At 38.1% G+C, this 16,037-nt stretch carries 5 protein-coding genes; 2 read left to right on the forward strand and 3 right to left on the reverse strand.

Going from position 1 to position 16,037, the window contains the following annotated elements:
* Positions 1-73: 73 nt before the first annotated feature.
* Both DM444_RS21385 and DM444_RS21390 read left to right on the forward strand, forming a co-directional pair.
* Positions 74-1,054 (forward strand): glycoside hydrolase family 43 protein, encoded by a 981-nt coding sequence (locus DM444_RS21385; RefSeq protein WP_111290466.1) that lies wholly within the window; start codon positions 74-76, stop codon positions 1,052-1,054.
* 157 nt (positions 1,055-1,211) lie between these two features.
* Positions 1,212-1,625 (forward strand): 3-hydroxyacyl-ACP dehydratase FabZ family protein, encoded by a 414-nt coding sequence (locus DM444_RS21390; protein ID WP_111290467.1) that lies wholly within the window; start codon positions 1,212-1,214, stop codon positions 1,623-1,625.
* Between the two features lie 62 nt (positions 1,626-1,687).
* Here the strand turns inward: DM444_RS21390 and DM444_RS21395 are convergent, their stop codons facing one another.
* From DM444_RS21395 to DM444_RS21405, 3 genes are read right to left on the reverse strand one after another with little or no spacing between them, the layout of a single operon-like run.
* Positions 1,688-3,616, reverse strand: coding sequence for an OmpA family protein (locus tag DM444_RS21395; RefSeq protein ID WP_111290468.1), 1,929 nt, complete (start codon positions 3,614-3,616; stop codon positions 1,688-1,690).
* A 12-nt stretch (positions 3,617-3,628) separates the two neighbouring features.
* Positions 3,629-4,552 carry a PorP/SprF family type IX secretion system membrane protein gene (locus tag DM444_RS21400; RefSeq protein WP_111291189.1) on the reverse strand — a complete coding sequence of 308 codons (924 nt, stop codon included), beginning with the start codon at positions 4,550-4,552 and terminating at the stop codon, positions 3,629-3,631.
* Positions 4,553-4,605: 53 nt separating this feature from the next.
* Complete coding sequence (locus DM444_RS21405; protein WP_111290469.1) at positions 4,606-15,828, reverse strand: PKD domain-containing protein; 11,223 nt, start codon at positions 15,826-15,828, stop codon at positions 4,606-4,608.
* Positions 15,829-16,037: the final 209 nt, after the last annotated feature.

A 16,037-nucleotide genomic window follows, 5' to 3' on the forward strand; every position in this document is an offset into this window, starting at 1 on the left:
TTTTCTATACTAAGTATTTAACTATTTGATTTTTAGATTTAAAATTATATTTAACTAAATAAAAAGTTTAATAATGAATGTTAAGAGATATTTTAGTCTGCTGAGTTTGTTTTGTGTCTTTATTTGTTGTTCTCAAGAGAAAGAAACGGCTAAAAAAACGGCTTCAAAAGACAAATCAATCTTGCTGGCAGATCCGACCATTTTTTACGAAAATGGAGTTTATTATTTGTACGGAACAACAACTGGAGATTTTCCTAACGGAGAAGGTTTTCAAGTGTACACTTCTTCAGATTTAAAAAAATGGAATGGTCCATCTGGCGCACAAAATGGTTTGGCTTTAAAAAAAGGTGATGCTTTTGGAACGAAAGGTTTTTGGGCTCCTCAGATTTTTAAATTCAATGGAAAATATCAAATTATTTACACAGCCGATGAGAATATCGCTATCGCAAGTAGTGATAGTCCGATTGGGCCATTTAAAAGCGATTCTAAGGCTCCAATGTTTAATTTGGGCAAACAGATCGATCCGTTTGTTTTTGTTGATGAGGATGGTAAAAAATACCTTTATCACGTGCGTTTGACTAACGGGAACAGAATTTTTGTTGCAGAATTAAAAGAAGACCTGTCGGGAATTAAAGAAGAAACGCTGAAAGAATGCATTTCTGGGGTTCTTCCTTGGGAAAATACACAAAATGTATCTTGGCCAGTCACAGAAGGTCCAACGGTCTTAAAACACAACGGTTTGTATTATATGATTTATTCTGCAAATGATTTTAGAAATCCTGATTATGCTGTAGGGTATGCAACAGCAAAAAGTCCGTATGGACCTTGGAAAAAAGCTGCGGAAAGTCCAATAATAAGCCGTAAAGACGTTGGAATAAATGGAGTTGGCCATGGAGATGTTTTTTATGATAAAGACGGAAAAATGAAATATGTTCTGCATACGCATTTAAGCAATAGCGGGGTTTCGCCAAGAAAGGCAGGAATTATCGATATTGATTTTGAAGGAAATAAAATCAAAGCAAATGCTAAAAGTTTTGTCTTATTGCAAGAGTAAAACGATTGATTTTAGAGTTGATAACGGGAAAAGAGATGCTTTGGCATCTCTTTTTTGTTTAAGAAATATAGCGATAAAATAAGTATTTAACAGAGATATAATTTAAAACGTTGGTTATTTCATACCAGATTCGTACATTGGTAAAAATTACACAAACATGACTAAAAAAATAGAAGATTTAATTCCGCATCGTGCACCGTTTCTTTTTGTCGATGAAATTATTTCTTATACTACAGAAACAATCATTGGTTTAAAGACATTTACAGATAAAGATGCTTGGCTCCAGGGTAGTTTTCCAGATTTTAATTTTGTTCCAGGAACTATTTTAATCGAAGCAATGGCGCAATGTGGAGGCGCAGGAATAAAGCTTTTAGGAATCGCAGACGGCGTTTTTGGGTTAGTAAGTATGGATAATGTTGAGTTTTTTGCTGGTGTTGAGTTTAATAAACTGGTTAAATTTGTAGTGAAAAACATTCGCACAAGTGAAAAAATCATTAAACAATATGGAGAAGCTTTTGATGAAGATAAATTGATTATGAAAGGTGAATGGATGTGTGTGAAGCTTCAGTAAAAGAATAAAAGCTAGAATTTGTATAGAAAATAAAAGCGTCCTAGAATAGTCTAGGACGCTTTTTACATTTTGGTAATGATGAATTCGCTTCGTCGATTGATTTGATGCTGAGCTTCTGTACACGGAACTCCGTTGGAGCAATTGTTGATTAACTGAGTTTCTCCGTAGCCTATAGCGCTTTCTATTCTTTCGGGGGCAACTCCTTGAGAAATGAGATAATCTCTTGTGGCTTTTGCTCTTCGATCTGAGAGCTCAAGATTGTATTGATCATCGGCACGAGAATCGGTATGCGATTCAATTTTTATTACTACTGAGTTATACTGATGCATTAAGAGAACCATTTTATTTAATTCTATTGCAGCATCATAGCGAATTTCTGATTTGTCTAAATCAAAGAAAATGATTCCGATTTTTATTTTTAAAACGCCATTTTCGCGAACAATTAAAGCTGGATCTAAACCTACTGGAACTTCTGTTTTTCCAGAACTATTTGCTGTAACGATCGCTTTATTATTGGTGTTATAATTGTCTTTTGTGACCTCAATAGTATACGAAGTGTTGCAATTTATATTGTTATTAAAGTCGTATTTTCCGTCAAGCTGAGAAACGGTTTCAGCCACTTTTATTCCGTTTGTATTTTTAAGCGTAACCATCGCGCCGCCGATTCTGTTGTTTGAAATGGCATCAAAAATATATCCGCTTATAGCTTGATTGCATGATCTTTCAAAAGAGTAAATATCATCATCTCCTTTTCCTGTTTTTCTGTTAGAACAGACAAAACCTTTGTTGGTTGCTTCGTTAACGATATAGCCAAAATCGTCTCGATTACTGTTTAATGGCGCACCAAGATTGGCTGGTGTATCAAAAACACCGTCGTTTATTCTGCTTTCGAATACGTCTAAACCTCCTAAACCTAAGAAGCCATCAGAAGAAAAATAAAGTGCCTGATCGGTGATGTAAGGAAACATTTCGCGTCCTGTTGTATTTATTTTTTCGCCTAAATTTTTGGGTTCAGAAAATTTATTATTGCCTAAAATATCAACGACAAAAATATCTGTAGAACCAATTGTTCCCGGCATATCTGAAACGAAATACAGCTTTTTCCCGTCTTTGCTTACGGAAGGATGTCCGACTGAATAATTGTCGCTGTTAAAAGGCAACTCTTTAATATCGGTCCATTGTGTAGTTCCGTTTTGGTTTTCTACAGCTGTTGCGGAGTAAATTTTTAAATTATTAATGCCTTTGCTGTCACGTTTTAGTTTTCCGTTATAGTTATTTCGGGTAAAGTAAATGGTTTTTTCATCTGGAGAAAAAGCAATACAGGCTTCATGATATTTGGTTGTGATGTCTTTTCCGAATCGTTCTTTGAAAGTAACATTAGATTGTGTTTCATTTATTTTTCCTAGCTGCATATTAAGATACGGTTGATCGTTCCATCCGTATTTGTCTGTTTTCCAATACGAAGAATCGACAGTTGTTGAATAAACTAAATCGCCTTTGTAATACATTGGTCCGAAGTCTGAATAAGCGGAATTAATGTCTAAATTCTCCAGTATAAAAGACGGTTTTATATTTTCAATATCCTCTAGTGTGACATTTTTAAGAGAAAAGTTGTTAGCTCTGGCATCGGTTGATTTTTGTTTTTCGGCGAAATTTTTCATCCATTTTTTTGCCAGATCATAATTCTGAATTCCTTGCAGCGACTGTGCATAACGGAATAGATATTCGGCCGAAACTTCATTAGGATAATCAGCAATCAGTTTTCCGTACCATTTTGATGCGCTTGACATTCTGGTATTGAAATAATAAGCATCTCCAAGCCGCTGAAGCGTTTCTTTAGAAGCATCACCGTTATTTATTGAAAGTTCATACGATTTTGCGGCTTCCACATAATACATCTTATCAAAAAGAGCATCGGCAGTTTTGTTTTTGGTTTGCGAATAAATCAGCTGTATAACCAATAATGCGAGTATAGTAATTGTTCTTTTCATAGACTATCCGTATTAAAAGAATCTTGGTGATTTTAGTCCTTTTTTGCGTGAAACCAGTTCAAAGCGAAGCATAATTTCGTGCGTACCGCTGTTATAATTCTGCAAAGCGGTTGTAGTATAATCGTAGGCGTAACCTGCCATAATCATTGGTGTGATCTGGATTCCGACTAGACCGCTTACAGAATCTGATGTACGATAAGAAACACCAAGTGTTAGAGCATTATTAAACATAAAATTGGCTGATATATCTGCAATTAAAGGTGCTCCAGCCACATATTTGACCAAAACAGCTGGTTTGAATTTGGTATGAGCAGAAAGGTCAAAAACAATACCTCCAATCAGATACAGGTGAATTCTCTGATTAACTAAATCTTCGCTGATATCGTCATAAGTATAACGTTCTCTGGTCATAAAATTCGGAATTGAAATTCCAACATAATCTCTTTCTCCATGCCAATACAATCCAGCTCCAACAACGGGCAGGAATTTATTGGTAATGTTTTCACGAAATTGTACATCTGGATCTTTGTAGCTTCCTTTAGACCAATCGATATTAATTACGCGTCCACCACCTTTTATTCCAAAAGAGAGTTTATGTGATTCGCCAGATTTAATGGTATAAGAGAAATTGGCATCCAAATACTGCTCGTCTGTTGGTCCGATTTCTTCATTTACGACTGAAATTCCGAGACCTACATTTTTTGCGACAGGTGTATCCAGAGAAAAACTTTGAGTATTTGGAGCACCTTCAAGACCAACCCATTGTGTTCGATAAATTCCTGTTATAGCTAAATGTCCCAGAGAACCGGCATAAGCCGAGTTTACAGTGAGTGTATTGTACATATATTGCGTGTATTGTGGGTCTTGCTGTGCAAAGGCTCCATATGCCGAGAATAGAGTTATTATCGCGAAAACCTTTTTTATATTTTTAATCATAGCCAATTTTATTTTGGTTAATCCTATTCTTAAATTGCCTTTTCTAAATGGTCTTATTTGAGGTAAACCCATCCAGAGGTTTTTTTAGATCCGTCTCCTAAATCCAAAATATAGAAATAGGTACCTTCAGGAAGCGTTTTGGCAGAGCCTTCTTCTTTTCCGTCCCAAGTGTTTTTATAGCCTTTTTGGTAGTAAACCAAATTCCCCCAGCGGTTAAAAATCTCTAGCTGATTATCTGGATATCTTTCAATACAATCGATATAAAAGAAATCGTTTTGGCCATCATCATTTGGTGAAAACTCATTATAGATTTTCAGACAGTTTGGCGAAACAGTAGCGCTATCCTGGTTGTTTGCTGAATTGGTATCTATCTGATCCAGTTTAATCAAATGAGCATTGTTTAAATAGTCATTAAAATCGATAACCTTAACAGTGAGTGTTAATGTTTGTAATGCTCCAGTGCTAATTGAAGGGATGCTCCAAATACCTGTTTTTGGATCATAGGTTCCTGAACTTGCCGTTGAATTTATTAAGGAATATCCTTTAGGCAATGCATCTTGAACTTCCACATTTGTTGCGGTTAAATTGCCTAAGTTTTCAGCCGTGATAGTAAAGGTTACCTGAGTATTCATAGGAACATCTGTTTTATCGACTTCTTTGTTGATTGCAATGTCGGTAGAAGGGACGTTAATGGATTCAGAACCTTCATCGTCTTCGCTTTGATCTCCGTTATCGTTATTTGGAGTACTGTCAGGATCAAATTGATCGCTGGCTGTAACTTGTGCTATATTCACATAATCAGAAATTTCTAAGCCTAACGGATTAGCAATTGTAGCCTGATAAGTCAAAGTAATTCCTCCAACAGGAACGGTTAGATTCACCCATTTTATGATATCCTTGCTGAATATACCTCCATTATTGATATTCGAAATATTTTTGAATCCAAGCGGTATTAAGTCTTCAACAGCAACTCCGGTTGCAATACTCGGACCTTCATTATTAAGCTGGATAGTGAATGTTACAACTTCGTCTACATTTGCATTTTTGTTGCTGGCTGTTTTTTCTAGACTTAAATCGGCAACGGCAACTTTGATTTGTAAACTGTCATAATCGTCTTCTGTTGTGACCCCATTATTTGGTGTTGAATCAGGATCAGGAAGATTACTGGCAATAACCTCGGTTGTATTTGTGTATTCGCCTGCTACACCCGATGGTTTATTCACTGTTGTATAAATATCCAATGACTGATCGGTTCCGGTTGGAATATTTCCGACATTCCAAATACCCGTAACATAGTTGTATAAACCGCTTGTAGGACTACTTGTTTGATAGGTAAATCCAGAAGGCAGTAAATCTTTGACTCTTACACCAGATGCATCTGCAGGTCCATCGTTGGTAACGGTCACAGTGAAAATAACCGTTGAACCTACTTCGTGGAATGCATCTTGATTAAGAGCTGTTTTTTTTATGGACAAATCTGCCATTACAATTACTGGCGTAACAGAAATACTATCGTAATCATCCTCAGTCGTAACGCCATTGCCAGGCGTACTGTCCGGATCATGCTGATCTGCGGTCATAATTTCGGCTGTATTTAAGTATTCATCAGGAGTGCCAGTTGGACTTTTTACAAAAACATTTAAAATCAAAGTATGGCTATTTCCAGGTAGTATAATTCCAGGAGACCATTCACCAGTTGTAGGATTATAAGCTCCCGAAGTCGAATTATAGAAAATATAATCGTATCCAGAAGGTAATACATCTTTTATGGTAACGCCTGTAGCATTGCTTGGGCCCGAATTGGTTACTGTAATCGAGAATGAAATCTGCGATCCTACTGGAGGGGTAAGTATGTTATTGATTACTTTTTTCTCAATAGAAAGATCGGCTACAGCAGGAACTGGGGTTAATAATACAGAGTTGATGTCGTCTTCTGTAGTAACTCCATTATTTGGAGTTGAATCTGGATCCAGTTCATTTGAAGCGTAAACTTCGGCAATGTTTTGGTAAACGCCTGTAGTATTTACTCTAGCTCCAATTAATAAAGTTTCTGAAGCTCCGTTTGAGATGTTTCCAATTTCCCAAATTCCAGTTGTATTATAATATTGACCAGCTGTCGAACTGTACACTACATATTCGTAACCGCTTGGCAGCATATCTTTTACCTGAACACCAGTTGCAGTTTGTGGCCCGCTGTTTTTTACCGTTATTTCAAAAGTAACAGTTGCACCAAATATCGGACTTAGATTACCGCCAATTATAGATTTTGTAAGTGATAAATCGGCCATTGGAACTACAGGAACAGTTACTATTTCAGCATAATCATCTTCTGCCGTGATTCCGTTATTCGGAGTCGAATCTGGGTCAGGAAGACTGCTGGCAGTAACTTCTGTTGTATTTAAATAATTACCCGTTGCATTTACAATAGCTGTTAATTGCAATGTTTGTGCATCTCCTCTTGGTAAAGAACCAATAATCCATTTTCCGTTTGTGCTAGTATATGTTCCTTTTGTTGCCGTAAAATTGCTGAAAGTATAACCAGAAGGCAATAAATCGGTTACTTCGACACCTGTAGCGTCCTGCGGTCCTTGATTGGTTATGACTATTTCAAAAGTTACTGGAGTTCCAATTAATGGCGTAGCATTGTTAACGGTTTTAGTTAAAGATAAATCTGCTGCTTGTCCTAAAGGAGAAGTAGTTGCTGTTCCATAATCATTTTCAGTTGGAACGCTGTTGCCAGGAGTAGAATTAGGATCAGACAGGTCACTTGCGGTTACTTCTGCAATGTTCACATAATTTCCTGTCGGATTTACAACAGCGGTTATACGTAATACTTGCGAATCTCCGCTTAAAAATGAACCGATTGTCCATTTTCCAGTTGCAGGATTATAAGTTCCTTTTGTAGCGTTATAATTGGCAAAAGTATAACCAGAGGGCAATAAATCGGTAACTTCAACACCGGTCGTATTCTGAGGGCCATTATTGGTTGCAATTATTTCAAAAATAACAGATGATCCTACCAATGGAACAGTATTGTTAACGGTTTTAGTTAAAGATAAATCTGCTGATTGTGCATTTGGAGTTGTTGTAGCGGTTGCATAATCATCTTCTGTAGTAACTCCGTTATTTGGAGTTGAGTCAGGGTCATCAACGTCTGCGGCAGTTATTTCTGCAATGTTGGTGTAATTTCCAGTTGCATTTACGGTTGCTGTAATCTGTAAAGTTTCAGATTTTCCATTTATCATATTACCAATATTCCATAAACCTGTTGCTGGTGTATAGGTTCCCGTAGAAATAGTATATCCAGTAAGCGTATATCCGGAAGGAAGCAAATCTGTAACTTGAACTCCTTCATTAGCATCTTTTCCGCTATTGGTAATGATAACTTCAAAAGTAATTTGAGAACCTACTAATGGCGTTGAGTTATTTACAGTTTTAGTCAATGATAAGTCAGAAACTGGTGGAGGTGGTGGCGTGTCTGCTCTTACTCCTACGAGAGCAAATGCATAATCATCCTCCAATATTGCTCCATTATTTGGAGTGGAATCGGGATCAGGAAGATCTGCCGCGGTTATTTCTGCTCTATTAACAAAATTTCCAATCGCACTTGCCATTGCTGCAATTTGCAATGTTTCGGATTGATTTTTTGGTAAGTTTCCAATATTCCATATACCTGTTGCAGGATCATAAGTTCCTCTTGAAACGGTATATCTGGTAAACGTAAATGCTGCAGGCAGTAAATCAGTTACCCGAACACTTGTATTATCCTGTGGACCAATATTGGTAACAATTATTTCAAATGTAATTTCTGTATCAACAATTGGAGATGAATCACTAACAGTTTTGGTTAAAGACAAATCAGAAGAAAGAGCTGTTGGTGTAGTTGTTACTGTTGCATAATCATCTTCTGTTGTCACTCCGTTATTTGGAGTAGAATCAGGATCAGGCTGATTGCTTGCTGTGATTTCGGCAGTATTGGTATAATTTCCTGTAGCATTCACTACCGCTGTTATTTGTAGCGTATGAGTAGCGCTAATTCCTATATTTCCAACTGTCCATACACCTGTTGTTGCATCATAACTTCCAGCTGTTGCACTATATGACGCATAAGTATATCCAGAAGGTAGTAAATCGGTAACGACAACACCATCGGCGGCTTGTGGTCCAGCATTGTTTATCTGAAGATTGAAAGTTACTTGAGAACCTACAAGAGGAGTTGTGCTATTGACTGTTTTATTCAATGATAAATCGGCTGATATTGGAATCGGAACCGTTATTACCTCTGTATAATCATCTTCTGTCGTAATGCCATTATTTGGTGTAGAATCAGGATCAGGCTGGCTGCTTGCTGTGATTTCTGCACTGTTAGTATAATTTCCTGTGGCATTCACTGTGGCAGTTATTTGTAAAGTATACGAATCTGAAATTGGCATGTTTCCAACTGTCCAAACTCCTGTTACAGGATTATAACTTCCTGTTGTGGCACTATACGATACGTAGGTATATCCAGAAGGCAGTAAATCTGTCACAGCAACAGAATTTGCTTCCTGTGGTCCAGAATTGGTTATCTGAATACTGAAGGTTACTTGCGAACCAACAAGCGGTGTAGCGTTACTTACGGTTTTAGTTAATGACAAATCTGCTGATGTCGGAACAGGAACCGTAGTTGCTTCTGCATAATCATCTTCTGTTGTAATTCCGTTATTTGGAGTAGAATCAGGATCAGCAAGATTTGCTGCTGTTACTTCGGCAGTATTAGTGTAATTGCCAGTTGAATTTACCCTTGCTACAAGTTGAAGCGTTTCTGCATCACCAGCAACCAAATTACCTACTGTCCATATTCCTGTGGTAGTGTCATAAGTTCCGGTAGAAACTGTAAATCCAGTAAAAGTATATCCAGACGGAAGTACATCTGTTACTTGTACACCAAAATTGTCTTGAGGGCCGTTATTGGTTACAACCACTTCAAAGGTAACTAGTGAACCTACAAGTGGTGTCGTATTATTAACAGTTTTAACCAAAGATAAATCTGAAGACTGCTGAATAGGAGTAGTCGTTGCCGTTCCATAATCGTCTTCTGTTGGTATTCCGTTATTTGGTGTTGAATCTGTATCAGGAGTATCACTATTTGTAACCTCTGCAATATTCGTATAATCTCCCGTTGGGTTGACTATTGCATTTATCTGTAATGTTTCAGACTCACTGCTTTCCAATATATCTAGCGTCCATAAACCAGTTGCACTGTCATAAGTTCCACTTGTTGCATTAAAAGTAGCGAAAGTATATCCAGAAGGTAGTAAATCGGTTACCTGAACTTGAGCAGCATCTTGTGGGCCGCTGTTTGTAGTAATAATAGTGAATGTTACGATAGAGCCTACCAAAGGAGTAGCGTTACTTACCGTTTTTGTTAATGATAAATCTGCTGATGGAGGTATAGGAGTTATCACAGCATTATCTTCATCATCTTCGCTTTGATCCCCATCATCATTGTTAGGCGCACTGTCAGGATCCGGCAGACTGCTCGCGATAACTTCTGTAATATTTAGATAATCTCCTGTTGGAAGAACTTTCGCATCTATAATAAGAGATTCTGAAGCTCCTGCATTAATAGTAGCTACATTCCAAATTCCTGTAGTATAATCATAGAGTCCGTCGCTAATACTATAATTTACAAATTCATAACCACTAGGAAGAAGATCCCTTACTAAAACGCCATCAGCATCATTTGGTCCTTTGTTTGTAATAATAAGCTGAAAAGAAACTTGGCTTCCTATTACAGGGCTTGTGTTTCCGCCAACTACTTCTTTGGTCAATTCAAGATCTGCTGTTGGGGCTATAAATGTAAAAGGAGCATTGGCTTCATCATCTTCACTTTGGTCTCCATCATCATTATTAGGAGTTGAATCAGGATCAGGAAGATCACTGGCCGTTACCTCGGCAATGTTCAGGTATGGACCGGATGAATTTACAGTTGCTCTAAAGGTTAAATCTAAGGAAGCGCCAGTTTGGAGAGTTAAATTCTGCCATGTAAGATTCCCATTTGCAATATTATAAAATCCATTATTTGAAACCGAACCCGGAATTATTGTAAAACCTTCAGGAATAACATCTTTTACAGCAACTCCTGTAGCATTTCCAGGGCCATTATTAATAAGATGAAGGGTAAATGAAACTTGATCTCCTGCGGCGGCAGAAGTTGGAGAAACTGTTTTAGTCAGTTCTAAATCGGCTTGTTTTAAATTAACCGTAGCACTGCTCATATCGTCTTCTGGCAAGCCATTTCCAGGTGTGCTGTCAGGATCAAATTGTTTGGCTGTTTGTATTTCGGCTACATTTACATAATTTGTTGCTGAGGCTACATTTACTTTTGCCGTTATTTGAAGAGTTATTGCATTTCCATTATTTAGATTTCCAACATTCCATATTCCTGTAGTTCTGTTGTATTTTCCTCCACCGTTATCACTTACATAAGTATAACCGGATGGTAATTGATCTGAAACTGTAATTCCAGTTGCGTTATTGGGGCCGCTATTGCTTATAGAAATAGTAAAAATAACATTGTCATTTATGCTTACAGTGGCAGGCGAAACAGATTTATTGAGTGATAAATCGGCAACATCAAGAACTATTGAAGCGCTGCTTTGATCATCTTCGGCAGGGTTTTTATTGTCTGGCGTACTGTCTGGATCGAATTGATCTGAACGGATTACCTCTGCTGTATTTACATAAGAAGGTGTTGACAGGATAGTAGCTTTAAACTGTAGCGGTATAATAGTGCCACTCGAAATTGTTAAACCGCTCCAAGTAATTGTATTGTCACCAACATTGTATACTCCCGATGAAGTTACAGATCCTGGAACAATAGCAAAACCAAGCGGAATATAATCGCGTATGGCAACATTGGTAGCAGTAGCAGATCCGCCTTGAGCGTTATTGTTAAAAACATTTATATTGAAAGTAACTACATCACCAACACTTCCTGTTGTGGGAGTAACAGTTTTAGTCAATTCTAAATCAGCAATAGCAAGTATTGTAAGCGTCATGGTGTCTGATGAAGCGGCACAATTTCCATTGGTCACATTCCATTGGAGTGTATAGACGCCTGGAACAGTTCCAGTAACAGCCGTTGTTGGACTAGAAGCATCTGTAAAACCGATTGTACTTGGACCAGAAATTTGCGTCCAGCTTCCAGTACCAATTGTTGGAACAACTGCATTCATATTGATAGCAGAAAATTGAGGCACAATTTGATTTGGTCCTGCATCGGCAGTTGAAGGATTCGCATATATAGTTACAACAACTGTATCTTCAGAAATACAACTAGTTGAAGCAGCAGTAGTAACAGTCCATTTAAATTCGTAAACACCGGGTATCAATCCAAATATTAAAGAATTTTCATTGTTTAATGATGCAATATTGGCAGTATTTGGACCAGAAACCTGTGTCCATGTTCCTACGCCCGATGTTACTGTTACAGCATTCATTGTAGCGCTTGTTAAATTACAGAGTTCTTGATCTGGCCCTGCATCAGCAATAGATGGAGGTACATCATTAAAGGTTATGGAAACTTGATCTGAAGTAGGTGCACATGATGAGGGACTGGTAAATGAACCATTAGTAACAGTCCATGTTAAGACGTAAGTGCCTAAAACATTAATATTTGATAAAGTAGTTACTGGACTATTTGGATTGTCAATTACAGCATTTCCTCCAGGAGGTTGCGAAAAAAATGTCCATGTTCCTATTCCAACAGCGGGAGGAACAGCAGCAGTTTTGTAAGTCGTTTGACAGGCAACAGTATCATCAGGTCCTGCGTTGGCAGGGCTTGGGGGAGCATTCATTTCTATTCTAACAATATCAGAAAGAGTTCGGCAATTATTGCTTTGAAATACCCATTCAAGGATATAAAGCCCAGGAACGGTTAAATTTGAAACAGTCGTCAGTGGTGCAGTAGGAGTGTCAATAACTGCCACACTTCCTGATGGCTGATAAACAAACCTCCATTCGAATACAGTAACATCTGGGGGCGGAACATTTCCACTCATTGTGGCAACACCTGCAACATCATTAATACATAAAGTTTGATCTGGCCCAGCATTTGGATCAATACTCGCGCCATTAAAAATTGTAACATTTACAGAATCTGAGGTTCCAACACAGATATCACCGTTAGGAAATGTATTTGTGCTTGTGGTATATGTAAAAACATAATCGTTTCCAGGAACTACAGTTGCATTAGCAATATAACTGTTCGTTGGTGACTGGATAATTACAACATCAGCTATATTTCCAGTTGTACTGGTCAGCGTCCATGTTCCTGTTGAGTTTTCATTGGCTATAAGCTGCACACTGGTAACATCGCAATGTGTTTGATCTGGGCCAGCATTTGCTGCAGGATCGACTACAACTACCATATCGTCAAAACTGCCTGTGCATAAAAAGATACTTTTTGCAGTTATTGTCCATCTAAAAGTGTAAGTTCCAGCAACAAGTCCAGTAATTACTGTGTTTGGATTAGAAGGATCAACTATTAATGGCTGATTAGGAGCGCCAGTAAGAACAGACCATTGTCCTAATTCGAAAAAGCTGTCATAAGTGCTTCCGGCCATTGTTACACTGCTATTGTTGCAGATATTTTGATCTGGTCCAGCAGCTGCAGCATGAGGCGGAATCCCGATGGTAAGGTTGATATCATCAAATGCCTGCCCACAGATATCAGCATCAACTGTCCATCTAAAAATGTAGTAACCGCTATACGTAAATGTAAAAACCGCATTTGGATCATGAATATCGCTTATAGTATAATTTCCAACACCCGAAATTCTAGTCCATGTTCCAATTGATCCTCCGCTTTGTGTTGCTGCCATTGTTATAGTATTGCCACAAATTTGCTGATCTGGGCCTGCGTCAGCGGCTGGCGGAGTCTCTGCAACCGTAATTGATACACTGCTTTGGCTAGGAAAACATACTCTCAATCTTGGAGAAATAGACCATGTAAAAACATAAGTTCCGTTTCCTGGAACGGTAACCATTGTATTTGGATCAGTATCATCCGCAAAAACGACTCCAGTTGAAGGCGTTACAGTCCAAATGCCAATTTCGCCAATCGCAGGAGTATTTCCGCTAAGGTTAAAAGTTGTTGTACCCGAGGTATAACAGGCGTTTGGTCCTGCATTTGATGAGGTGGGTGCGATACTGTTATTCGTATTAATAACTACATTATCAGAGATAGATGCACCACAGGAAGGGCCTGGATGCGAATAGGAAACTGTCCATTGCAATTCATAGGATGAATTTGGTGTCAAAAAACCACTTGCAATGGCGTTGGGATTGTTTGCATCAGAAAAAGTGATAGTATCAGGACCCGAAACTTGACTCCAAGTTCCCATTTCGCCAGCTTCGGGAGGCGCGGCACTAAGAGGTACTTGCGAACTTGCACAAACCACCTGATCTATTCCAGCATCTACATTGTCTATTGTTGTGTCTGAAACATAAACGGTAACTGTTGCTACTGAAAATCCGCACGTGGCGCCACCGCCTTTTGTAATATACTGAAAAACATAAGTACCCGAAATAAGATTACTTACAGGTGTGTCAATTGCAAAATTGTCGGCAATTGTTGCAGTGTTTGGACCGCTGAGCTGACTCCAAAAATGCATTCCGTCATCTGTACTTACACCAGAGAGAACTGTAGTTGTGTCACCACAGGGCAAACTCACATCGGTTCCAGCATTAGATGGAGTAGGATCGCCAGAAACCAAAACGTTTAAGGTGTCAAAACCATAATCACATTCTACAGTTAAAGCTCCCGTTTGTTTTCGGATAAATTCTACTGTATAATCTCCTGGCGCAGTAAGAGTTAAAGTAAGCGAATTTCCAACATCTTGTAAAGCAGTAGGAAAAGGAGCCAAAGGAGAGAGGGCAGGGCCACTCAAAATTCGGTATTGATTGGAACCTGTTCCTGTTACAGCCAGCGGAATTGTAAATACAGTTGCATTACAGCTTCCAACAATATCATTTCCATTATTTGCGACAATTGTTCTGGTAGGGCCATTGTATTGTACGATGTAATCTTTGGTAAAAATACATCCCGTGTTGTTATTTGTTAGAGTATATCGAAATCTATAAGGAGCACCTGCAGAGGAGATATTCGTAACCAAAGTTGTTGGATTTGTTGGTGAAACAATTACGGCACCAGCACCTCCAGAGACTTGCGACCAAGCTACGGTTTCACCAGCGTATAAAGGAGTTTGCGCAACAAGAGTAACCTGATTTATAGTGTTGTCACAAAAAAATATATTTTCGTCTCCACCTGGCAGTTGCGTTACATCCTGAGTTGCGGGTGGCACCGTGATTACAACGGTATCATTTCCTGAGGCACAAGGCCCAGCAACGGTCCATCTAAAAGTATAAGTTCCTTCAACCAGATTTGAAATACCAGTTCCATTAGAATTCGGATTGCTAATAGTTGGAGTATTTGGTCCGCTGACAAATGACCATTGACCATTTTGTCCGTTAAGTCCGCAACCACCATAAGTACCATTTAAGTTAGTTGACTGTGTAGTAGTGTAACAATTGCTTAAAGTTTGATCTGGACCTGCAGAAATAGGTTTTACGCCTCCATAATTAGTAACTGTTATTTGAGAAGTAGTTCTACATCTTTGTCCAGGAGCATATTCTGGTCCTTCGATAACCCACTGAAGTGTTGTAACACCACAGCTTGTTTCAGGCAAACTGATTGTTGAGGTGGCTAAATTTGGAAAATTAATTACAACTCCTGCATTATTGGCTCCTACGATTTCCCAATATCCTGCTTCTCCTGTGTTTTGCGGAGTATTTGCAATAATTGCCAACGTACCGTTATTATTAGGACAGCTCGCAATATTTGCACCAGCATTTGCTTTTGTTATTGGTTTAACATTAATCACTTTGTCTTGATAAGACAATATCCCGTCACTACAGGTTGCACTATATCTAAAAACATAAGTATTGCCTCCAGTATAGCCTGAAACTGTTGTACTTGAGCTATTTGGCGAATTGATCGTTACTGCAGGACCCGAGATTTGTGTCCATTTGACTGTGCCAATAATTGGAGTTGGAGTATTTCCAGTCAAAACCAATGCATCGGTTTCACAAATAGTAACATTCAGTACTCCGGCATTTACAGTGCAATTTTGTGAATTTACCTTAATAGTAGCACATACTAATAGAATAAAAACTAGTAAAAGTTTTTTAGAATAATTAGTAAAAATGGAGGGAACGTAAAATTGTGCCATAAGCAATCAAAGTATTTAAAGGCAGATACAGAGAAGTCAGGCCCACCTTAAATTAATAAATTGTGTTGAGCATTAATTTGTAATTAGGTCGTGAAGTGTGTGTTTTTGGGAATAATCAAATTTAGCAAAAGATCACCTTGAGATATTTTTTTGTATGTTCCATATTATAAAATGAAACAAGAAAACCTGTATTGCAACAATTGAAAAGT

Source organism: Flavobacterium ginsenosidimutans (assembly GCF_003254625.1).
GTDB lineage: Bacteria > Bacteroidota > Bacteroidia > Flavobacteriales > Flavobacteriaceae > Flavobacterium > Flavobacterium ginsenosidimutans.

What these genes read in the sequence shown, in the direction of transcription:
- DM444_RS21385 (WP_111290466.1), top strand. Translation starts at nt 74, where the DNA reads ATGAATGTTAAGAGATATTTTAGTCTGCTGAGTTTGTTTTGTGTCTTT.
- DM444_RS21390 (WP_111290467.1), top strand. Translation starts at nt 1,212, where the DNA reads ATGACTAAAAAAATAGAAGATTTAATTCCGCATCGTGCACCGTTTCTT.
- DM444_RS21395 (WP_111290468.1), bottom strand. Translation starts at nt 3,616, where the DNA reads ATGAAAAGAACAATTACTATACTCGCATTATTGGTTATACAGCTGATT.
- DM444_RS21400 (WP_111291189.1), bottom strand. Translation starts at nt 4,552, where the DNA reads ATGATTAAAAATATAAAAAAGGTTTTCGCGATAATAACTCTATTCTCG.
- DM444_RS21405 (WP_111290469.1), bottom strand. Translation starts at nt 15,828, where the DNA reads ATGGCACAATTTTACGTTCCCTCCATTTTTACTAATTATTCTAAAAAA.